The organism is Providencia sp. PROV261, from assembly GCF_028477945.1.
Classification (GTDB): Bacteria; Pseudomonadota; Gammaproteobacteria; order Enterobacterales; family Enterobacteriaceae; genus Providencia; species Providencia stuartii.
Genome location: NZ_JAMPMC010000039.1, coordinates 17426 through 40317, shown reverse-complemented (window position 1 = coordinate 40317; position 22892 = coordinate 17426). Strand labels below are relative to the sequence as shown.

Here is a 22892-nt window from a genome sequence, read left to right as displayed (position 1 = left end):
AAAATCTAATTATCGCTGTCTTATTTTAAGGGAAGCGGACAATAGCAAACTGCTCCACTTGATATTGCCCTTATGTTTCATATGGAAACTTTATGGTAACTATTTTCAATATTTGCGAAGTAGCTCTAAAAAATGACGCAAGTCACAGTTTTTATGTAAACTAGGTAACAGATATTATTGTTAAACCATTTAGAATAACTCGTTACTTGATGTGATGACGTCTTTACGCCATTCAAAAAAAGCAATCGATTAACTAAACGTAAGGAAGACGTTGTGGAACAGAAACAACACAGTGGTACTGCAACCATGAAAGATGTTGCTAATGCAGCGGGCGTATCAACGGCAACGGTCTCTAGAACATTAATGACACCTGAAAAAGTCTCTTTACAGACACGTCAGAAAGTAGAGCAAGCTGTGATGGATGTGGGCTACTATCCACATAACTTAGCAAGGAGCTACAAACGTAACGAATCAAAAACGATCTTGGCGATCGTTCCCGATATTAGTGATCCCTTTTTCAGTGATGTGATTTGTGGACTGGAAAAAGTTGCCGCGCAAGAAGGTTATTTTGTCTTGATTGGCGACTGCAAACATCAACAAAAACAAGAAAACGCCTTCATTAATCTGATTATTACGAAACAAATCGACGGGATGGTACTGTTAGGCTCGAATTTACCTTTCGATGTCTCTGCTGAAGAACAAAAAAATCTCCCCCCTATCGTGATGGCTAACGAGTTCTCTCCTGAACTTAAACTACCAACCGTACATATCGATAACCTAACATCTGCGTTTAATGCTACGCACTATTTACAGAAATTAGGTCATAAACGTATCGCTTGTATCGCGGGGCCTGAACATATGCCACACAGCCAGTATCGTTTAGAAGGGTATAAAAAAGCCATGCTGCGTACGGGTGAAAAATTACGCGAGCAATATATCGTTCGTGGTGATTTTACGCATGAAAGCGGTGCTGAGGCTGTCAAAACTTTACTTGCCCTACCTGAACCACCCACAGCGGTTTTTTGTCATAGTGATATCATGGCAATCGGTGCAATGTGGCAAGCAAAAAAATCAGGACTCATCCTTCCCGATGACCTATCTATTGTTGGGTTCGATAATCTAGAGCAGGCTCAGTATACATTGCCAGCCTTAACAACGATAAATCACCCTCGCGATGAAATTGGTCGCCATGCCATGTTATTACTGCTGGAACAACTACAAGGTAATAGTGTCACCCCTGGCTCTCGTCTCCTAGATTCTGATTTAATCATTAGAGAGAGTACAAAAGCGCCTAAAAGCTAGGCAAAGTCGTTCAGGTTAAGTAACATGTACCACCTAAATCATTCAAGCTGCAGTTTGTTGCTAAAACATCACCAACAATACTGCAACTTGAAATACGACGAGTATAAAACTGAATAATCACAGACACTCAATAACCTAGTGAATTAACAGCGTGGCACAAAAAGATTATGTAGCTCGCGGGCGGTCATCTGCCCGCCGTAAAACCAGTAAAGGCAAAGCCAAGAAAGCGCAAGGCCTACCGATGACAACATTAGTTGTTGCTGTCGGAATTGTTGTCTTGTTTGTGGGCGGCCTTTTCTATATCACTCAAAATAAGAAGGAATCCCCCCAAAGTACGGGAAGCCATTCATCATCAGTACCTGTCGATACTTTACCGCCTAAACCTGAAGAACGCTGGCGCTATATTAAAGAGCTAGAGCGTCGGGGTGTTGATACGCCAAACATTGAGCAGACGCAAAAGAGTACGGGTAGCAACATTATGCGCCCATCGGAGCTAACCCCTGAGCAGCGTCAACTACTAGAACAGATTGATTCGGATAGACGTGGCCCTGTGACGAATTTACCGGAAGTGCCTTATAATGGGCAGCCGGTTCCTCGTTCACAAGTGATCATTAAAGAACCAACTCAACCCGTCAATCCACCAGTACAACGTAAACCTGTCACCTCGACCGAGGCAAAAACAGAAAATCGCCCTGTACAATCAACGCAGCCTGCACCCGTTGAAAGCAAACCCGCGAATAATTTACAAAATATGCTGGTTCAATGTGGTTCTTTCCGTACCGCGGAACAAGCAGAGTCCGTTCGTGCTACACTCGCTTTTGCTGGCATAGAAAGCCGAGTCACTGTTGGCGGCGGCTGGCATCGTATCGTACTTGGCCCTTATTCCAAGTCAACGGCAGAAAAAATGCGCGATCGTGCAAGCGGTGTTGGTGTCTCAGGTTGTATTCTTCGTGCCTCTGGGGGTTGAAAAATACAATCCCCTCCCCCATGTACTGTTTTAACGTACTATCAAGAGCGGCTATTACAGCATTTTGCTTGCTTCAAGTTACCCGTTTAAGAAGGCTGGTAACTTGAAAAATTGATACCCGCATTTTTTTCGTCATAAAACCAGGGGCTAACTCATGACAACAATCGTAAGTGTTCGCCGTAATGGCCAGGTCGTAATTGGTGGAGATGGGCAGGCGACGATGGGTAACACCGTCATGAAAGGCAATGTCCGCAAAGTTCGTCGCTTATATAACGACAAAGTTATTGCCGGATTTGCCGGTGGCACTGCCGACGCATTTACTCTTTTTGAACTGTTTGAGCGCAAGCTTGAACTACACCAAGGCCATTTAACGAAGGCCGCTGTTGAGCTAGCAAAAGATTGGCGTACTGACCGTATGTTACGCAAACTTGAAGCTCTGCTAGCCGTAGCCGACGAACACACCTCTCTTATCATCACAGGTAACGGTGATGTCGTTCAGCCAGAAAATGATTTAATTGCTATAGGTTCAGGTGGCCCATATGCGCAAGCTGCGGCACGCGCACTACTTGAAAACACAGAATTAAGTGCTCGTGAAATCGCTGAAAAAGCACTTTCTATTGCCGGCGATATCTGTATCTATACCAACCACAATGTCAACTTTGAAGAAATTTCTTCAAAATCATAAGGATTACAGTATGTCCGAAATGACTCCACGCGAAATAGTTAGCGAACTCGATAATTATATTATTGGTCAAAACAAAGCTAAACGCTCTGTTGCAATTGCCCTACGTAACCGCTGGCGCCGTATGCAGCTGAATGAAACGTTACGTCACGAAGTCACACCAAAAAATATTTTAATGATTGGTCCAACGGGTGTCGGTAAGACTGAAATTGCTCGCCGCCTTGCAAAACTCGCTAACGCGCCATTCATCAAAGTTGAAGCGACAAAATTTACAGAAGTGGGTTATGTCGGTAAAGAAGTTGACTCTATCATTCGCGACTTAGCTGATTCTGCTGTCAAAATGGTCCGTCAACAATCCATTGAGAAAAACCGTTACCGTGCTGAAGAACTAGCTGAAGAACGTATTCTTGATGTTCTGATCCCACCTGCAAAAAATAATTGGGGTCAATCCGAGCCTGTTGATGAACAATCACCTGCTCGCCAATCTTTCCGTAAGAAATTACGTGAAGGTCAATTAGACGACAAAGAAATCGAAATTGAAGTCGCTGCGGCACCAATGGGTGTTGAGATCATGGCTCCTCCTGGCATGGAAGAGATGACTAATCAGCTACAATCTATGTTCCAAAATCTTGCGGGCCAAAAACAAAAAGCACGTAAGATGAAGATCAAAGAAGCGTTTAAACTGCTAGTGGAAGAAGAAGCCGCTAAGCTGGTCAACCCTGAAGAGCTGAAAGAGCAAGCTATCGAAGCGGTTGAACAGCACGGTATCGTCTTTATCGACGAATTCGACAAAATTTGTAAGCGCGGTGGTCAAACCTCTGGCCCTGACGTTTCTCGTGAAGGCGTACAGCGTGACCTGCTGCCACTGATCGAAGGTTGTACCGTTTCGACTAAGCATGGCATGGTCAAAACCGACCATATCCTCTTTATCGCATCGGGTGCATTCCAAGTTTCTAGCCCATCAGACTTGATCCCTGAATTACAAGGCCGTTTGCCAATTCGTGTTGAGCTACAAGCGCTGACAACAGAAGACTTTGTGCGTATCCTCACTGAGCCAAGTGCCTCTTTAACTGAGCAGTACAAAGCTTTGATGGCAACAGAAGGTGTGACGATTGAGTTTACTGACGATGGCATTCGCCGTATTGCGGAAGCGGCATGGCAAGTCAATGAATCAACTGAAAACATCGGTGCACGCCGCTTACATACCGTGTTAGAACGCTTGATGGAAGATATTTCCTATGATGCTAGCGAACGTAACGGCCAAACCATTCAAATCGATGCCGAGTATGTCAGACAGCACCTTGATGAACTGGTTGCAGATGAAGATCTAAGCAGATTTATTTTATAAGCTTATTAATTATCAGGTTTTCATGTATCCTTAAGATACGTCTAATAAAGTACAACGGTGACCCATCGTTGTACTTTATAATTTTACGTTAGACGGTAAATATTTAGCCTGTCGCGCAGCCATTACATCGCTTTCCATATGCACGTTTTCATGGACAAGCCGTATACGGTTTTTCACGCGAGGGCTTTTAATGTATTGTACACAACAAACCTGTGAAATTATTGAATGAGCTCATCTACTTCTATTAGCCGTAAGCAGGCTTGGCTAGAAAGTTTACGTCCTAAGACCTTACCATTAGGAGTCATAGCCATTATTACTGGCTCCGCACTGACCTATTTAACGGGTAATTTTAAATGGCCTGTTGCCCTATTAGCCATTATTACCGCAGGCTTACTGCAAATACTCTCTAATCTTGCAAATGACTATGGTGATGCCGTAAAAGGCTCAGATACCGCTGAACGTATTGGCCCTTTGCGTGGTATGCAAAAAGGGGTGATTACCCAAGCAGACATGAAAAAAGCATTAAAAATTAATATTATTGCTGCCTGTATTTCAGGCTTGCTGCTGGTTGTTGTCGCTTGTGAAAAACCTGAAGATGCCATTGGCTTTTTAGTGTTAGGCTTAATCGCGATTGTCGCCGCTATCACCTATACCGTCGGGAAAAAACCTTATGGCTACTTAGGGTTAGGTGATATATCCGTCCTAATTTTCTTTGGCTGGCTGAGTGTGATGGGGACTTATTACCTACAAGCCAATACACTGAACATGATCACCTTTTTACCTGCTACGGCCTGTGGTTTACTCTCCGTTGCCGTACTGAATATTAATAATATGCGCGATATCGAAAATGACGTAAAAGCAGGTAAGAATACCCTTGCTGTGCGTTTAGGCCCATCAGGCGCGCGAATCTATCATGCTATTATTATTATTGTTGCTATACTCTGCTTAGCTTTCTTTAACTTACTTTATCTTCGTGGCTGGACGGGGTGGTTGTTCTTGCTTGCCGTTCCCATGTTAATGAACCATGTGCGTCGCGTACTCAGTGATCCAACCCCTGAAGGGATGCGCCCAATGTTAGAAAACATGGTAAAAGCCGCACTATTCACTAACGTTCTCTTTTCTATCGGTGTAATATTGAGTAAGTAATTGCTTATTTTTTGACTTAGCCCCCTTGTTTTTGGGAGGTGGATTTTGCCAATCACCTCTCAAAAGGGATATACTTTATCTTTCTTGCAGCAAATAAAGACCTATACACTATGAAATATGATACTTCCGAACTCTGTGATATCTACCAAGAAAGCGTCAATGTGGTAGAGCCTCTCTTTTCCAACTTTGGTGGACGTACTTCATTTGGCGGTCAAATCATTACGGTCAAGTGCTTTGAAGACAATGGCCTACTATATGATTTGCTGGAAGAAGACGGTCATGGTCGTATTCTCCTTGTCGATGGCGGCGGCTCTGTACGCAAAGCCCTCATTGATGCGGAACTTGCTCGCTTAGCCGTTGATAACCACTGGGAAGGTATTGTGGTTTATGGCGCTGTACGCCAAGTAGACGCATTGATGGAGTTAGATCTGGGTATTCAAGCAATTGCCGCCATACCAGCAGGCTGCCCAGATGAAGGTATTGGCGAAAGCGATATTCGCGTCAATTTTGGCGGCGTTACCTTCTTCTCGGGTGACTATCTCTATGCAGATAACACAGGCATCATCTTATCAGAAGAACCACTTTCAACTCAGGATGGTAGCGAGTTTGAAGTACTAGACGACGACCTCTAATCATCAATCGCATGATCATACGGTTTCAAAAAAGAAGGGCTGATAATGATATCAGCCCTTCTTTTTATGGTTCTGTGGTACAAAGTACAATTTGGCTATTCCCCTATCACAGGGGATAGCAACGTAAAAATCCTAACGACTCATGCCAAGCTATTTCAACTTTTGATATCAATAGATAACCTACAATCATCAGCAACAGCTATAACTTATTGACCCTATGTACCCCTAGATAATTCGTGTTGCTGCTCGTCAGCGGTCATAGGTTATCGCGATGAGCATACATAAGTATGCCATTCAGGTAACCAAAAGAAGCCAACAACGCTGCTGCGCGAAATATAACCGGTATTTTAGACTTCTTCCATTTTACCCAGCAAACCACGCAGACGCTCTTGCCACGATTGTTGCTCTTGTTTCAGTTGTTCGTTTTCACGTACCAGTGATTCGGTGCCCGATTTCGCATTATCCAGTTCTTGAACAAGCGCACTATTTTTATCTTTTAGCTCATCGATTTCCATTTGTAACAGTGTGATAGTATCAATCGCTTGTTGGACTTTTGCTTCTAGTTTCTCAAATACTTCAAATGACATTCTTCTGACCTCCCATGTAAGCTTTAATATCGATTGTAAGTAGCATGATCCTCTGTGTCTAGTGGCTTGACTCTGATTCCCCAAATCCCTTATTTTAAAACACTGGTCTGATCACATCGTAAAGGTCGATTGCGTCACTATTTTTGGTCGTTTTCTTTCGTTTTGGTGATGTAACACACATATTTCAATTTCGATATTTCTCGTTTGCGCTCATTAACGATAAATTTACACTATAGGTTTTCACTTTGAAGATCTTAACCTGAAAAACATTACAATAATTTTAATTTTCGTAGGATAGAAGATATGAGCCAAACGACCACGACTACACTTACCGGTCAGTGCATCTCAGAATTTTTAGGTACTGCACTCATCGTATTCTTTGGTTTAGGCTGTGTTGCAGCAGTCCGAATCGCCGGAGCACAACTTGGCCTCTGGGAAATCAGTATCATATGGGGCTTTGGTGTTGCACTCGCTGTATACTTAACCGCTGGCATCTCTGGGGCTCACCTTAACCCTGCCGTAACCATTGCACTTTGGTTATTTGCTAGCTTCGAAAGACATAAAGTCGCACCTTACATCGTTGCACAAATGTTAGGAGGTTTCTTCGCTGCCGCCTTAGTTTATGCGATGTACTCACCTGTATTCATTGATTACGACCAAGTTCACCACATTATTCGTGGCACACAAGAAAGCCTCTTTACTGCTGGTGTATTCTCTACTTACCCAGCCCCACAAATTAGCGAAATGCACGCCTTCTTTATTGAGGTGGTTATCGCTGCCATCCTCCTGTGCCTAATTTTGGCTTTAACCGATGATGGTAACGGTATTCCACGTGGGCCTCTAGCACCGCTATTAATTGGTATTCTGATTGCCGTTATTGGTGGTTCATTCGGCCCACTAACAGGTTTCGCCTTAAACCCTGCTCGTGATTTCGGACCAAAAGTTGTTGCTTATCTCGCAGGCTGGGGGGATATTGCCCTGACAGGTGGACGTGAAATTCCTTATTTCTTAGTACCATTGATTGCTCCTATCGTTGGCGCTCTGATTGGTGCATTCGGTTACCGCATGCTGATCACTCGTCACTTACCAGGTTTCGTGCATACGAAAAAAGACGAGCCATCAAAAACATCTAGTAAAAACGCTTAATCATCACCGGAACAGGTTTAAATTATGACAACAGAAACAAATATCGAGAAAAAATATATTGTCGCTCTTGATCAGGGAACAACCAGTTCGCGGGCCGTTGTACTCGATCACGACGCCAATATCATCAGTATTTCACAGCGTGAGTTCACTCAAATCTATCCTAAGCCAGGCTGGGTAGAACATGACCCAATGGAAATTTGGGCAACACAAAGCTCAACGCTTATCGAAGTATTGGCAAAAGCAGATATTCGTACCGATGAAGTTGCAGGTATCGGGATCACTAACCAACGTGAAACCACCATTGTTTGGGAAAAAGCAACAGGTAAGCCAATTTATAATGCGATTGTTTGGCAGTGCCGTCGTACTGCGGATTTCTGTACTCATCTCAAGCAGAATGATAAAGAGCTAGAAGAGTATATTCGCCAAAATACTGGCCTCGTTGTTGACCCCTATTTCTCTGGTACTAAAGTGAAATGGATTTTAGACCATGTTGAAGGTGCTCGCGAACGCGCTGAAAAAGGGGAATTACTATTCGGTACAGTAGATACATGGCTCGTATGGAAAATGACCCAAGGCCGTGTTCATGTAACCGACTACACGAACGCTTCTCGTACCATGATGTTTAATATCCGCAATCTGGAATGGGATGATAAGATCCTTAAAGCGTTGAATATTCCGCGTGCAATGCTGCCAGAAGTTCGCCCATCGTCTGAAGTTTATGGCCAAACTAACATTGGTGGTAAAGGCGGTACTCGTATTCCTATCTCTGGTATTGCAGGTGACCAACAAGCCGCACTCTATGGCCAGTTATGTGTGAAAGAAGGCATGGCAAAAAATACCTATGGTACAGGTTGCTTCTTGCTAATGAACACAGGTGAAACAGCGGTTCGTTCAAACCATGGCCTGCTGACAACTATTGCGTGTGGCCCAAGAGGCGAAGTGAACTATGCCCTTGAAGGTGCGGTATTCGTTGGCGGCGCATCTATTCAATGGCTACGTGATGAGCTGAAACTGATTGATGAATCCACCGACTCTGAATATTTCGCAACAAAAGTGAAAGACAGCAATGGCGTCTATGTGGTGCCAGCCTTCACCGGTTTAGGCGCACCATACTGGGATCCGTATGCGCGTGGTGCTATTTTCGGCCTAACACGTGGTGCTAACCGTAACCATATTATCCGTGCAACACTGGAATCTATTGCTTATCAAACTCGCGATGTGCTAGATGCGATGCAAGCCGATGCGGAAACGCGCCTTGCAGCACTCCGTGTAGATGGTGGTGCGGTTGCGAACAACTTCTTAATGCAGTTCCAAGCAGATATTTTAGGAACGTCTGTGGAACGCCCAGAAGTTCGCGAAAGCACGGCTTTAGGTGCAGCTTACCTTGCAGGCCTTGCGGTTGGTTTCTGGAAAAGCCTCGACGAGCTACAAAGCAAAGCAACAATTGAGCGTGTGTTCAAGCCAGGTATTGAAACAACCGAACGTAACTATAAATACGGTGGTTGGAAAAAAGCCGTGGCTCGCGCACAAGAGTGGGAAGACCGCGCGTAATCCCTCTTCACTCCTGATATAGATCCATAAGGCAGCACCTTACCGTGTTGCCTTATTTATTTCATATCATAGCTAATTAATTATTTATTAAATAGTTAGCTCATTAGTGTACAAATAATAAATTAGACATTCTCTATGCCTCATTGAAAAATGCAGAAATCCTAAATGGGATTAATGATATTTTTTAAGATGATGGAGAACGGCGATGGATAGCCAGAACAAATATGTGACTGCTCCCCGCACTGTCGGGCGAGGCTTCCCACTTCTTAGGCCGCAACCGTCTGTGTGACGGATTTACGCTGGCCTCCATGGGCAGAAACGACGAGTCCCGCCGCTTGTAATTCCAGTATGCCCTTGCGTTCGATGTTGATCGCCGCATTGATATCACGGTCATGTTCAACTCCACACTCTGGACACTGCCATATGCGCTTATGTAATGGCATTTCCGGCATCTTGTGACCGCAACAATGGCAGGTTTTCGAACTGGCGAACCATTGATCCAGTTTCACCAGATGCACGCCTTTCTCTGCGGCTTTGTATTCCAGTTTTGTGATGAATCCAGACCATCCCGCATCGCCTATCGCACGCGCCAGATGGTGGTTTTTCATCATATTTGCCGCTTTCAGCGTCTCGACAATTACCGCTTGGTTTTCGTCAACAATTGCACGAGATAACTTGTGCTGAAAATCGGCACGGGCATTGGCTACCCGTTCGTGAACGGATGCAAGTTGTATTCTGGCTTTGCGTCTGTTTGCGCTCCCTTTTTTCTTCCGGGAGAGGGCTTTCTGCTTCCGGCGCAGGTTGTGGCTGGCGTTGATAAGGTGGCGTGGATTGGCAATTTTATTACCGTCGGATTTGATGGCAAAATGCGTCAGCCCCATATCCAGCCCCGTCACGTTTGATATCAGTGCCGGCTTCTCTGGCGCTTCCATTCCGTCGTCACAGAGTAGCGAGGCGTAGTATTTCCCAGTTGTGCTGCGGCTCAGGGTGATACTTTTCAGCATTCCCGTAATTTCACGATGTAAACGCGCTTCAATTGGTGCAATTTTAGGGATTTTTATCGCGCCATCAAGGACTTTGATTCCAACACAATGATAGCTGGATTGTTTACCATGCTTACTTTTAAACGTCGGGAAACGAGCTTTCAGTTTCGGATTGAAAAAGTTGGAAAAAGCCACGTCGAGATTAATCACCGCCTGCTGTAACGCTATGGAATCATACTCTTTAAGCCATGCGTATTTACGGGATTTCTTCGCCACTGCAAGCAGTGGCTTGAGGTCTTTACGCGGGTTTAAATTTACGCCGTGCCGCTGGTAAGCCTGTTTTTTAATGTGAAGAGATTTGTTGTACGCGAAACGAACCGCCCCAAACTGAGCATTGAGGTATTCAGCCTGTTCTGGTGTCGGGTAGATGCGTACTTTTGTTGCTCTTAACATAATCAGTGCTCATTGATATAATGTTTTTATTTTAACATGTTAGGTGAATATATCAATTGAGTAATCATGATGATTTACTGGCGGGATTCCTCCGAAAGCGGCACAGTGTCAGTAAACTGGTCGTGCATCTGATCTTTACGACGAAGTACCGACGTAAGCTATTTGACGGACTGATGATCGCTCAACTGCGTGAGGCTTTTGGCTCCGCTGCGGCAAAACTTGAATGCGAAATTATTGAGATGGACGGAGAGCCTGACCATGTGCATCTGCTGGTTGCTTACCCGCCAAAACTGGCGGTCAGTGTGATGGTAAACAATCTGAAATCAGTATCGTCGCGCCTGCTGCGCCAGCAAAACACACATTTACGGATGCAAAGTAAAACGGGGCTTTTGTGGTCGAGATCATACTTTGTCTGTAGCACCGGAGGGGCAACAATTGAAACGCTCAGAGCCTACGTTCAGAGTCAGTCAACGCCTGATTGATCTTTAAAGCCCTGCGGACTTTTCGCCTTATATCCCCGCCCGCATTGGGCGAGGGTTTACGGCGGATTTTGCTAATTTTTATGCCTCTACATTGACCATGCCGCAATACGATAAAAGAAACCCGTTCTTTGATCCTGCTAACTTGCAAATTGCATGGACCTACCAACAAAGTGATTGGATAAAAAAGGCTAATGGTACGCACCATGAGTTATATTATACGGCGATACAACCATCGATTTACGGTTCATTGCTGGGAATGGCGTCACCACTTTTTGGTGGCGGGATCGCCCAATCAGATGTGTTATGGCATGAAATATTTGGGCATGGCTTAGGATTATCGCATACGAATCACCCATATTATCCATTTTCCAAACAGAGTAATGGCCCTGAAATTGCTTATGACCAAGCACGTAGCGCCTATATTACCTATCGTTATACTCACCCCGAAAATAGAAGCACTCAAGAGATCCGGCCTGCCATGTACCCAACGGCGGGGGAAAACAATAAGGCACCCTATGATGCATTTATTCCCCATTCATCTCACTACAACCAGAAAATTCAGCGGTTTTTATCACGGCCAATACCAACATCGAACAGACAGCAAAACCACCCTGTTTATTGGGTCAGTGGTTCGATAGTTACCTTACCCGATGGTAATAACCATCCTTATAGCCACCTTAATATTCAGCGTACTCTTGGGGATCTCCCTATCGTGGCACAACGAGACAAATTGCGTGATATACCCCATGTGTACTTATTAGTTGCCACTTATGCAACCCAAAATGGACTCATGACGACAGATAGCTGCCCGATTGAAGATATTAAATCCATTAGCTTAAATATGGCTGATCATGGCGAATTAGTGAAAATTCAAATAATGAAAGCCGATAATCAACAGCCGATTTACACCTATGCCAATCAGCCATTACAATATGTCACTCTCGATAATTACTGGTGTGGTAGCCCGCTGTTCTGGTCTGCTACCGATCCCCATTTAATCGACTTTTCAACGGGTCGGGTCAACAATCAAAGGATAACCCCAAATAGCGCTCTGTGTGCTACTTGGATTAGCGATGGACAACGCCACCAACAATACTTCTCTTTGAGTGACCCTTGGGGTAAGAATGGGCAAATCAATACAAAGCAACCTTTTCTCCCCATCAACCACTTAACCTTGCAGGCTGACAGGCGAACAACACCCTTGGCGCATTACAATATCGAAGCGAATGCCCACTGCTTGCCGATGTTTACATTAATCAAACTGTTGATATCACAACGCTACAACTCCCTAAAGAGCAACAGCATTATTGGGTAACCTTATTGGTCGAAGATCCATCAGGTGATATTCGTGAACAAACCCCATTAGCGCCGTGGCAGATCACTCGCCAAGGGGAGCTATTGTCGATTATTGGTACCACCGACAGCACACCAAACCTGAAAATAACGGCAATCCGAATTTATCTCGACAAACACCTGCAAGATGACACGCCCCCAAGTACGGTGACATTGACGCGAAACCACACCGCCACCATCACCGAAAATACACGCTTTTTGGATTATAACCAGCCAGTGATATTCAATCACATAGAGCAGCAACCGGAGCTAATCGCCATGATGGAGAAAACAGCAAATCAAACGATGGCAATAAATGAAGGGAGATTACCGAGCACGCCAAGGGTCATTTCAGCGCCCCTTACCGTATAAAACTAAGCAGGCGATGAGTGATCGCCTGCTATCACTGATTAAATCGTATGCTCTGTTCGATTCAAACGATGAGCCAACGGTAGCCAGCACAATAGCACTAACATAGACATCAGCAGCATCAATAAGCCCAAACTAAACTGCCCATTTTGCGGCAACAGTGCGGAAACCCATGTTGCCACCCCTGAACCCACATTTTGCATACCGCCGACTAATGCCCCAGCGGCTCCGGCCAAATAAGGGAAAGGCTCCATTGCCCCTGTTGTTGCTAAAGGGAATAGCATGCCCGCGCCGAAGAAAAACACCGAGGCGGGCACCAATAGCGTCCAGATATTCATCACTCCAAACCAGCCGGGGATCCACATTAGCAGCCCTGCAATCAAGCAGCAGATCACGGACTGCCACATTAAATGGTAAAAACTTTTACCTTCTCGCCCTGCATACCAAGCGCCAAAAAATGCGGCAGGAATAGGAATAATAAATAAGATACTGACAGTAATACTATTCAAACCAAGTACACCGCCCATCAAAACACCGCTACTGGCTTCGAAAACCGCAATACCCGCCAGCGCACCGATCAACATAATTAAATAAGAAACAAAGGAGCCACTCGACAGTAACTGGTGATAAGAACTCAACATTCTGCGTTTTTCTGAAGACTCAGGGCGTGTTTCAGGTAGCCAGCGATACATGCTCACCAGCACAAAAGCGCCAAGAATAAACAAAAAGATATAACAGGCATGCCAACTCCAAAAATGAGCAAGCAATCCACCAAACATAGGCGCGAGCAGTGGGCTAACTAATACGCCCATGTTTAATAAGCTATTTGCATAGCGCAATGAGGTTCCTTTGTAGAGATCACGAGGCATCGTACGCACCATGACCCCAGCCACCCCTGTACCCAGCCCTTGCAAGCCACTGGCGAGCACTAAAATATCCAGCGTTGGGGCAAAAAGTGCCAGCGTTGTCGCGAGTAAAAAGATGCTCATCCCAACTAAAATAACCGGACGGCGGCCAACTTGGTCAGATAACGGTCCATATATCAGTTGAGAGAAACCATAAGTAAACAAGTAAGCCGCCATGACTCGCTGCACTGAGCCAGACGGTTCACCAAAGTACACAGCGATGTCTGCAATAACAGGTACATAGACAGTCTGTGTCATTTGCCCTACCGCTGCTAGGGCGATCAGCAAGATCAGTAAATTAAAATGTTCCAGTTTTCTCATTTTCTTCTCAAAACCAATTTATCAACCTGAATGCACAGCCTAGCCATGTTATTCAATACAAATAACATGAAGGTTTAATTTCAGAGTGAAACCACAAAGAGTTATTGATTGTTTTCTTTGATAAAACGGTTAATCGGCAGTACATCATGCTCATGTCACCGTTGCGTGACTAAGATAACAAAACTAATTTTTTTTTCGAGGTAGGACAGCATTTTAATTAATGGTGCAATGTCAGCGATATTCGCCGGATATGGCAATAAAACTGTACATTAAATTTGTTTGTGATCTCTTAAAAAGAATAATTCACTAGAACACATTATCGATAAGCGCAAATAGTAAACTGATTTAGTATGAAACTCTGATAAGCAGCAAAGTTAGAAAAAAATCCAGAGGTGAATATTTATGGCTAATTGGGTTACCGGAACCGTTATTGAAGCAAAATTTTGGACAGATTCTTTATTCAGCCTAGTGATCAACGCCCCTATCAAACCTTTTATCGCCGGCCAATTTGCAAAACTTGCTCTCGAAATTGAAGGTGAACGAGTGCAACGTGCTTACTCTTACGTTAACGCCCCGAGTGACGATCGCCTTGAATTCTACTTTGTGGTTGTACCAAATGGTAAACTTAGCCCTAAACTGGCTCAATTACGCCCTGGAGATACCTTACAAGTTACGGATGAAGCGTCAGGCTTCTTTGTATTAGACGAAATTCCCAACTGCCAAAACCTTTGGATGCTATCCACTGGCACCGCGATAGGCCCTTTTCTATCGATATTACAAGAAGGCAAAGACCTTGAACGATTTGAAAAAATCGTACTTTTGCACGCGGTTCGCTACCAGAAAGATCTCAGCTATCTCCCCTTAATGGAGCAATTAGCCAAACGCTACCCAGAAAAGCTGCATTTAGTTACCGTTGTTAGCCGTGAACATTGCGACGATGCGTTATATGGACGTGTGCCAGCATTGATTGAAAACAATACGCTCGAAGAAGCCACTGGCGTTTCGCTTGATGCCACCAGCAGCCATGTGATGTTATGTGGTAACCCTGAAATGGTCAGAGATACTCGCGAGCTATTGGTAAAAACCCGAGGAATGAGCAAACACCTACGCCGTAAATCGGGTCATATCAGCAGTGAACAATATTGGTAACCATTTTAATCCCCCCTCTTTCACCCGTAGAGAGGGGGTCAAGACAGGTAATCAACAGATTGTGTTTTTTCACCATACTGATTTTCAGAATCCATCCCTACAAAAACACCACAGTCTAGTAACATAATCATAGCGATTAACAGCGGTAAAAAGCGCCCAATTCCCCACTGCCAAACAGGGGCTAATTGGCTAACATCCATTGAAAATAGGGCGAAAGCGAGGATCACCAGTGCAAACCAGCCACCGGGTTTCCCTCTGTCATGCAAACGCTTAGTAAATATTGCAGCTAGCGGATAAAGCAATAAAACCAGTAATACAATCACAACCGTTTCAGGTAATGCAAATGCATTTTGCAGTAACACAATGATTGTCATTAAAATAAAATACGATGCGATACCTGCCCAAAATGGTCGACGACCAATACGACCTTTGAAGGAGAAAGCCCATTGTTGTAATGTCATTACACCGGATCCTGATACAATATTAAAAACCATAAAATGAGTGGCAAAAACAAATGAAACAACACGCACTCCATTCAATTCACGTCATGATAACCGTTTTTGTACTTGGTTTGCCACAAATGACATTTGCGCAAAAAGTACCCACGCTACCGAATAGTGATTTTGAAGTCGCTTATTTAGCGCCGGATGCGCCTTCGTTTGACCTTACCATCCCACAGTTTCGTAACCAATTTAATCAAACAAACCCCAATTTACCACTACATGAATATAAAGTGATTGCAAGCCAAGACATTTCAGCTCCCTATATACGAGCGGCTTCTCGGATCAATGCCAATATCTATTCATCCGCCGTATTGGAGCGTGGAAGCGAGAAAATTAAAAGCTTACAGATCACGCTACTGCCAACCCGCGATAACAATGAGGCTCAAGCCAATCGACAATTGATGGAACGCTATGCGGTGGCTGTTATTCAACAATTTGATCCAACCGTTGCAATAGATAAAACCCCTGAATTGACAAAAGCACTAAAGGCATTCATCGCGAATAAAGAGCCAACCTATGCAGACGAAGTACGTTTAGGTGCACTGCGCTACATTTTAGTAAAAAGTGAAAATAATGTGCTTACTTTTGCTGTTGAACCGATTAAGCTAAAGACAGAAGCACCTTAAACGGATAATGATCACAGCAATCGTCATCAGCGTGATAAAAAGCAAAGCTATTGTTATGTATTCTCTTTATACTTAACACCTAAATTTTTAAGGTCCATAACAGAAAAATTTTTCTCGTTGCACCCCGTGTTACACAGCAGCGAGTCACTTATTGATAAATCAAACTCTCTGGTTGGAGGAAACAACATGCGACATCCATTGGTAATGGGTAACTGGAAACTGAACGGCAGCACTCACATGGTTAATGACCTGATTGCTGGCCTACGCAACGAGCTGAGCAGTGTTGATGGCTGTGACGTGGCAATTGCGCCACCGGCTATTTATCTGACTCAAGCAAAACATGCGCTTGCAGGTAGCCGTATCGCCCTAGGTGCACAGAACGTTGACGTCAATCTTTCCGGCGCATTTACTGGTGAAACATCTGCCGAAATGCTCAAAGATATCGGCGCAAAATACATTATTATCGGTCACTCAGAGCGTCGCACCTACCACAAAGAAAGCGATGAGTTTATTGCTAAAAAATTTGCTGTACTGAAAGAGCAAGGCTTGGTTCCTGTTCTTTGTATCGGTGAAAGCGAAGCAGAAAATGAAGCAGGTAAAACAGAAGAAGTGTGCGCTCGCCAAATCGACGCTGTACTCAATACACTAGGCGCCCAAGCATTCCAAGATGCGGTCATCGCTTATGAGCCAATTTGGGCTATCGGTACAGGTAAATCAGCGACGCCAGCTCAGGCTCAAGCTGTTCATAAATTTATCCGTGACCATATTGCGAAAAAAGATGCTGCGGTTGCTGCGCAAGTCATCATCCAATACGGTGGTTCAGTCAATGCAGGCAATGCAGCAGAGCTATTCACTCAACCGGATATCGATGGTGCACTTGTTGGTGGCGCATCACTTAAAGCAGATGCGTTTGCTGTTATCGTTAAAGCAGCTGCTGAAGCTAAAAAAGCCAAATAATTTATATTTCATTGATAATAACCGCCAATATTTATTGGCGGTTTTTTTATTTAATGCCATAATTAAAAACATAATCCCCCTATTAAGGAATAATAAATAATTATATTTGAAACGATTATATTAACTTAATACGATCACAAAAACAGAAATTCCTTAATGCAAATTACTCTTTCAATATTTTATTTATTCCCAATAGAAAAAAACTTCAAATCATCAATATAAAAAACCACACATCTCACTAATAAACTTGATTATTCCTGTTATACCTCCGTTTGAGAATACTGGACACCTCTTATCTCCCAACATTATATTGACCTCGTTTGTGATTATTGTTTTATCTATTTATCTTTATGAAAAAGATATTTAAATAAATAGATTAATCATCTCATTAATATCAACAAACAATGGTCGCCACCTATTTAAGAAATATTGTCATCGGCGTTTATAAAATAAAACATTCGCTATAAGGATGATTATGGAATATTTAAAAGGTTTAATTCTAAGCACTGCAATAATACTACCTGCAACTGCGGTATCTCAAACAAATAATGATTATTGGCATGTTGATACTGATGTTTATATGGTACTTGAAGAGTACCGCGGTCAACGGGATAGTTTTGATAACAAAGTTTTCGATAAAACCAGTATGGTCGGTAAACTTAGCCTCACTAACCCATCTTCACTTTGGAGCTTCCATTTAGAACATCGAGAATCCTTACGCAACTATGGGCGTAATTTTTCAACGTCTCGTGATTCCTATATTCGCAATCGAACTCAAATTGGAGCCACACGCCAACTTTATCGTAGTACAGACGCCGTATTGAGCCTAAACGGCACCTACCGTAAAGAGTCCAATGATTCTGCACCCAACACCCTATCACGCTCATCCAACAGCTTATATTGGTTAATGCCGGCAGGTAGCTTTGCTTTTAATAAGAAATGGTCATTCGATTTCTGGGATGCTTTTTACTATTACAGTAACTTTTTAAAGTCAAACAACTATGAGTGGGAAGCTGAACATGGTGTCACCTATAAATACTCTGACACGATTACGGCAAAACTGACGTTATACAGTGATAGAGTTTGGGATAAAGATTTCAAGAACATTTTCTCGCAAGATCAGATCAGGGTGTACCTACCCATTAAGCTGAGTGATCAATGGGAAATTTCCCCCTATTTCCGCTACTTCCTGAATGAAAGCAGTTATGATCAGCGCAAACACTTAACTCAGAAAGTAAAAAATGGTTATCGTATTGGTACGCAGGTAGCCTACAAGCTAACGCCAAAACTGACTTTATGGGGGGGTGCTGCTATTGAACCCACACAGTGGAAGTACCCAAAAGATGATGATATGACTTCTGGAACCAATAACAGGCAAACCTTTTATTTAGGACAGATTGGCTTCAAATATAGCTGGCAGTGATAAAACAGCGTACCACCTTCTTATTTTATAACTTTAAAAAAGTCGCCAGAAATTTTCTGCGACTTTTTTATTAAACCCTCTATTTCACGTTAATAAAAACAATAAAATTATACTTAACATATTAATCAGAATAAAATTAGAGCGTAAGATAACCATTTAGATGATTAATTTATTTCGTCGACTTTATCGTCAAGATCACATAAAGAAATAATTCCAAAACGGAATTATTCTACAATTTCGCTGATTATTCCAGATAACTTACCCATTTAAAATCAATAAGATAATTGCAGACTTCTCAATTATTAAATAATCGACTATTCTTATTTAATAACGGATAAGAATAGTCTTAACTGTGATTAATCTCACTTTACAATTAATTTACGATACTTATTATTCATCGAAAAATAACCAAGGACTGATTCGATGAAAAATCTGACTCTACTTTCTCTGTGCTTACTCAGTGCAATGTCGTTAGCCGCCCCCCTTTCGCAAACACAACTCAACGAATTGTGGAAAGATAAACAAAAATCAGCTGATGAAATTGTGAAAAACATGTCTGAAGCTGAAAAAATCGGCCAACTTTTTATGTTGGATTTCCGTTATTGGAATAAAGACAGCAAAGGCGAGCCTGCACCATTTCTAGCGATGAATGACGAAGTCGCTAAGGTCATTAATCAATACCATTTAGGCTCTGTTATTTTATTCCGTGAAAACCTTATTGATACCCCACAAACCGTTGAATTAATTAATCAACTACAAGCCTCACGGAGTAATTTGCCACTCTTTATTGGTACTGACCAAGAAGGCGGCTATGTGACTCGCCTCCGTGTCGGCACCGAAATGCCTGGCAATATGGCATTAGGGGCAACACGTAACCCAGCTCTAGCGGAATTGACGGGTATGATCCATGGCTATGAATTATCTAGCCTTGGCTTTAATATCAATTTTGGCCCCGTTGTTGATGTCAATAACAACCAAAACAACCCTGTCATTGGTGTCCGCTCTTACTCCGACAACAAAGAGCTTGTTGAAGCGCTATCAACCAATTACATCAAAGGGATCCACAAATATAATTTATTGACCTCACTGAAACACTTCCCCGGACACGGTAATGTTTCCTCTGACTCTCATGTCGACTTACCCGTAGTGAATTCCGATGCTAAAGCTTGGCGCTCCACAGAATTACCGCCGTTCCAATATGCGCTGAGTCATGGTGCTGATGCGGTAATGACAGCACACATTATTGTGCCTGCATTAGATAACAACAAAATCAAAACATTATCAGGAAAAGAGGTTGGCACTCCTGCCACGCTTTCCAAGCCGATCCTGCACGGTGTTTTACGTGATGAACTCAAATACAACGGTCTTATCATCACCGATGCTATGGATATGGGAGCAATCGCTGATAACTTTGATATGAACTGGGCTGTGGAAACGTCACTGTTAGCAGGCTCCGATATTATCCTTATGCCAATTAAAATGTGGGATAGCGAAGCGGTAACACGCTTAGACAATATGTATCGCCACCTAGAGAGCGAAGCCAAGAAAAATCCTGAGTTAAGGAAACGGATTGATGAGTCGGCAAAACGTGTCGTGCTGAAAAAGTTACAGCAGGAGATCACCGCACAGCCTGTTGATTTAAACAATGCTCAACTTGTTGTCGCCTCAAAGAGCCATAAAGACTTAGAAAATATGGTTTCCGAGCAAGCTATCACACTGATTAAAAACGATAATATTCTACCTTATGTTCTCAAACCACAAAATCGCATTCTGGTGATTTCTGATGAAACCCCACGTAACACATTAATTCAAAAGCACTTAAATGATATTGCTAATGAAACGGGTGTCGCGATTGAGAGCCAAACTGCAATGATCAAACTGGCTGAAAATACGCTTAGTGCAAAAGAGGTTCAATCGCTCTTAAAAGGCCAAGATCTCGTATTACTGACGACATATAACCTAAAAGATAACCCTGCTAATGCACAATTGGTGATTGATGAAGCTAACAAAGCGAATATTCCGGTTGTCGTTATTTCATCACGTAACCCATATGACATCGCTTACCTAAAAGGCGTCAAAGCGAATATCGCTATCTACGGTATTACAGGGTTTGATATCACCAATAACAACCGTAATTCACTGGAAACCAACATTCGTAGTGGATTACGTACGCTATTTGCAAATCCACAGGCACAACCTCTAAATCCACCAAAAGGGCTATTACCCGTTAACATCAAAAATCCACAAGGTAACAAAATTCTGTTTCCTTATGGTCACGGTGAAACCTACAACACGACTCACTAATTTATTTTCTAAACAAGGTTCTTCCCAGCCTTGATATCCAAAGCGATATCAAGGGCTGGTTGCTACACCCTAAATAAACTGACACTGCTATTTCATAAACAATAATTAAAAATTAAAGGATCATCATGAAAACATCTTTGAATGGTTTACTCTTTCTCGCCACCACAACACTAACAACGTCTGCATTAGCTGTTGAGACGGTGAATAATGACTACTGGCGCATTACCTCCAATGTCTATATGGAGCTGGAGAAATTTGAAGGGCACCATAATACCAGCGGCGGTAAGGTCTACGACAAAACCACCATGATCGGCCAACTGTTTCTGTCAAACCCTGAATCTAAATGGAGCTTTTTTCTTGAGCACAAAGAGTCGTTAAGAAGCTACAACCACAACTTTTCAACCTCAAAAGACTCATTTATTCGTAACCGTACTCAAATCGGTGCGACACGAAAAATGTATTCTAGCGATGTAGGCCAATTCAACTTAAACGTAACCTACCGTAAAGAGTCTAATGATTCCGCACCAGGTACTATGGCTCGCCCATCGAATACACTCTTTTGGTTGATGCCTAGTGGTACTTATCACTTTAACGACAAATGGGCATTTAATTTCTGGGATGCCTTTTATCATTATGACAACTTCCATGCGCCCAATAGTTATGAATGGGAATCTGAGCACGGTATTGTTTATAAGATCAATGATTCCGCCACCGCCAAACTGTACATGTATACCGACTGGACGTGGGATAAAGACTTCAATAAAACATGGGAACAAAACCAGATCCGCGGCTACTTCCCAGTGACCTTGAATCAGGATTGGAGCATCATGCCGTACTTCCGCTATTACCTGAACGAGCACAACTATGATAGTAACCAGCGCACGACCCAGAAAGTGAAAGATGGCTATCGTGTCGGCACCCAAGTTTTCTATAATTTGACCCCAAAACTGACGCTATGGGGCGGATTTGCCGTTGAGCCAAGTACATGGGAAAACCCAAAAGGGGCGGGGATCACCTCTGGCAGCAACAACCGCCAGACATTCTACCTAGGCCAACTGGGTGTCAAATACGTATGGCAATAAGCTAAAAAACGGTGACTGACTTCTCCCTCACAAGTCAGTCACTCTCACTATAAAAAGCTTTTTTGGGTATCCGCAACGAGTATTGTTCAACAGATATAAGTTTCGCTTAAAATCCTCAATGCGATGAATGCTCGTCAGGATATAGCGCTAAGAGTATGCGATTTTTTTATTTTGAAGAAAACGCCCCATAAATTAGAGCGATTATTTTTCTGAGTATACTCAGCACGCAATCTGTCATGATTGCAGGTACAGTCATGACAATCGACAGGCCTTGTATGTAACAAAAAAATATAATGTGCTCAACGAATGCAAGTGATAACTCTGGGGAGTTATATGATTTAGGCGATAGAGAGTACAAACGAAAATACCAAATAACAGAAGTTATAAAACACGGTAATATAAAATACAGTAACACGCGATAAAAAAAATGAATTCGCGTTTTAAGGTAATAGTAATATACCGGCGCCAGTATAATTACATAGGCGAGCAAGGCAAAATTCACGACTTTAAAAAACGCGTATGTGACTTCATAAAAGCCGTTCTGTTCAGTGTATAGCGTCCTAAAAACTTGAAGAATGACTGTCAGATAATAAAAAATCACCCCCACACAAAGAGAGATGTAAGAAATAAGCGCGGAATACT

General features: G+C 43.0%; 21 protein-coding genes. 17 read left to right on the top strand and 4 right to left on the bottom strand.

Going from position 1 to position 22892, the window contains the following annotated elements:
• Positions 1 to 273 precede the first annotated feature (273 nt).
• The 6 genes from cytR to rraA all read left to right on the top strand — a co-directional run bounded on the left by cytR (position 274) and on the right by rraA (position 6077).
• Positions 274 to 1302, top strand: coding sequence for a DNA-binding transcriptional regulator CytR (gene cytR / locus PR675_RS18090; protein WP_004924634.1), 1029 nt, complete (start codon positions 274 to 276; stop codon positions 1300 to 1302).
• Positions 1303 to 1453: 151 nt separating this feature from the next.
• Positions 1454 to 2269, top strand: coding sequence for a cell division protein FtsN (gene ftsN / locus PR675_RS18085; RefSeq protein ID WP_004924637.1), 816 nt, complete (start codon positions 1454 to 1456; stop codon positions 2267 to 2269).
• 154 nt (positions 2270 to 2423) lie between these two features.
• Positions 2424 to 2954 carry an ATP-dependent protease subunit HslV gene (gene hslV, locus PR675_RS18080; protein ID WP_004924640.1) on the top strand — a complete coding sequence of 177 codons (531 nt, stop codon included), beginning with the start codon at positions 2424 to 2426 and terminating at the stop codon, positions 2952 to 2954.
• Positions 2955 to 2964: 10 nt separating this feature from the next.
• Entirely contained in the window at positions 2965 to 4299 is a 1335-nt protein-coding gene (gene hslU, locus PR675_RS18075; protein ID WP_014657242.1) for an HslU--HslV peptidase ATPase subunit, read from the top strand.
• Positions 4300 to 4524: 225 nt separating this feature from the next.
• Positions 4525 to 5445: a 1,4-dihydroxy-2-naphthoate polyprenyltransferase gene (locus PR675_RS18070; RefSeq protein ID WP_004924644.1), complete on the top strand. Its 921-nt coding sequence runs from the start codon at positions 4525 to 4527 to the stop codon at positions 5443 to 5445.
• Positions 5446 to 5555: 110 nt separating this feature from the next.
• Positions 5556 to 6077, top strand: a complete 522-nt coding sequence (gene rraA / locus PR675_RS18065) for a ribonuclease E activity regulator RraA (protein WP_014657241.1) — start codon at positions 5556 to 5558, stop codon at positions 6075 to 6077.
• Positions 6078 to 6424: 347 nt separating this feature from the next.
• On the opposite strand, the gene zapB is transcribed toward rraA, so the two are convergent.
• Complete coding sequence (gene zapB / locus PR675_RS18060) at positions 6425 to 6664, bottom strand: cell division protein ZapB (protein ID WP_004924650.1); 240 nt, start codon at positions 6662 to 6664, stop codon at positions 6425 to 6427.
• 303 nt (positions 6665 to 6967) lie between these two features.
• Between zapB and PR675_RS18055 the strand changes: the two genes are divergently transcribed.
• Together PR675_RS18055 and glpK are read left to right on the top strand one after the other, a co-directional pair.
• The gene (locus tag PR675_RS18055) at positions 6968 to 7810 is read left to right on the top strand and encodes an MIP/aquaporin family protein (protein ID WP_004924651.1); all 843 of its coding nucleotides are present in this window, start codon (positions 6968 to 6970) and stop codon (positions 7808 to 7810) included.
• Positions 7811 to 7834: 24 nt separating this feature from the next.
• The gene (gene glpK / locus PR675_RS18050) at positions 7835 to 9361 is read left to right on the top strand and encodes a glycerol kinase GlpK (protein ID WP_004924654.1); all 1527 of its coding nucleotides are present in this window, start codon (positions 7835 to 7837) and stop codon (positions 9359 to 9361) included.
• 266 nt (positions 9362 to 9627) lie between these two features.
• Here glpK and PR675_RS18045 read toward each other — a convergent pair whose 3' ends face one another.
• Positions 9628 to 10797, bottom strand: coding sequence for an RNA-guided endonuclease InsQ/TnpB family protein (locus PR675_RS18045; protein ID WP_004924658.1), 1170 nt, complete (start codon positions 10795 to 10797; stop codon positions 9628 to 9630).
• 56 nt (positions 10798 to 10853) lie between these two features.
• Here PR675_RS18045 and tnpA point away from each other — a divergent pair, with 56 nt between their 5' ends.
• The 3 genes from tnpA (at position 10854) to PR675_RS18030 (ending at position 12983) form a co-directional block, all read left to right on the top strand.
• Entirely contained in the window at positions 10854 to 11279 is a 426-nt protein-coding gene (tnpA, locus tag PR675_RS18040) for an IS200/IS605 family transposase (RefSeq protein ID WP_004924660.1), read from the top strand.
• Between the two features lie 97 nt (positions 11280 to 11376).
• Positions 11377 to 12594, top strand: coding sequence for a hypothetical protein (locus PR675_RS18035; protein ID WP_004924662.1), 1218 nt, complete (start codon positions 11377 to 11379; stop codon positions 12592 to 12594).
• Positions 12595 to 12599: 5 nt separating this feature from the next.
• A complete protein-coding gene (locus PR675_RS18030) occupies positions 12600 to 12983 on the top strand; it encodes a hypothetical protein (RefSeq protein WP_004924665.1) in 384 nt (127 codons plus the stop codon).
• A 38-nt stretch (positions 12984 to 13021) separates the two neighbouring features.
• Here the strand turns inward: PR675_RS18030 and emrD are convergent, their stop codons facing one another.
• Complete coding sequence (gene emrD, locus PR675_RS18025) at positions 13022 to 14206, bottom strand: multidrug efflux MFS transporter EmrD (protein WP_004924667.1); 1185 nt, start codon at positions 14204 to 14206, stop codon at positions 13022 to 13024.
• A gap of 402 nt (positions 14207 to 14608) precedes the next feature.
• Here emrD and fpr point away from each other — a divergent pair, with 402 nt between their 5' ends.
• Entirely contained in the window at positions 14609 to 15355 is a 747-nt protein-coding gene (gene fpr, locus PR675_RS18020; RefSeq protein WP_004924669.1) for a ferredoxin--NADP(+) reductase, read from the top strand.
• A 38-nt stretch (positions 15356 to 15393) separates the two neighbouring features.
• Here the strand turns inward: fpr and PR675_RS18015 are convergent, their stop codons facing one another.
• The gene (locus PR675_RS18015; protein WP_014657237.1) at positions 15394 to 15816 is read right to left on the bottom strand and encodes a DUF805 domain-containing protein; all 423 of its coding nucleotides are present in this window, start codon (positions 15814 to 15816) and stop codon (positions 15394 to 15396) included.
• Between the two features lie 53 nt (positions 15817 to 15869).
• Between PR675_RS18015 and PR675_RS18010 the strand changes: the two genes are divergently transcribed.
• From PR675_RS18010 to PR675_RS17990, 5 genes are all read left to right on the top strand, one after another.
• Positions 15870 to 16484, top strand: coding sequence for a DUF1454 family protein (locus PR675_RS18010; RefSeq protein ID WP_004924673.1), 615 nt, complete (start codon positions 15870 to 15872; stop codon positions 16482 to 16484).
• Positions 16485 to 16670: 186 nt separating this feature from the next.
• On the top strand, positions 16671 to 17441 hold the full coding sequence (gene tpiA, locus PR675_RS18005) for a triose-phosphate isomerase (protein WP_040132578.1): 771 nt from the start codon (positions 16671 to 16673) through the stop codon (positions 17439 to 17441).
• A gap of 475 nt (positions 17442 to 17916) precedes the next feature.
• On the top strand, positions 17917 to 18864 hold the full coding sequence (locus PR675_RS18000) for an OmpG family monomeric porin (protein WP_311135778.1): 948 nt from the start codon (positions 17917 to 17919) through the stop codon (positions 18862 to 18864).
• A gap of 423 nt (positions 18865 to 19287) precedes the next feature.
• Positions 19288 to 21168 (top strand): glycoside hydrolase family 3 N-terminal domain-containing protein, encoded by a 1881-nt coding sequence (locus PR675_RS17995; RefSeq protein ID WP_121875014.1) that lies wholly within the window; start codon positions 19288 to 19290, stop codon positions 21166 to 21168.
• Positions 21169 to 21293: 125 nt separating this feature from the next.
• Entirely contained in the window at positions 21294 to 22250 is a 957-nt protein-coding gene (locus PR675_RS17990) for an OmpG family monomeric porin (protein ID WP_004924417.1), read from the top strand.
• Positions 22251 to 22892 lie beyond the last annotated feature (642 nt).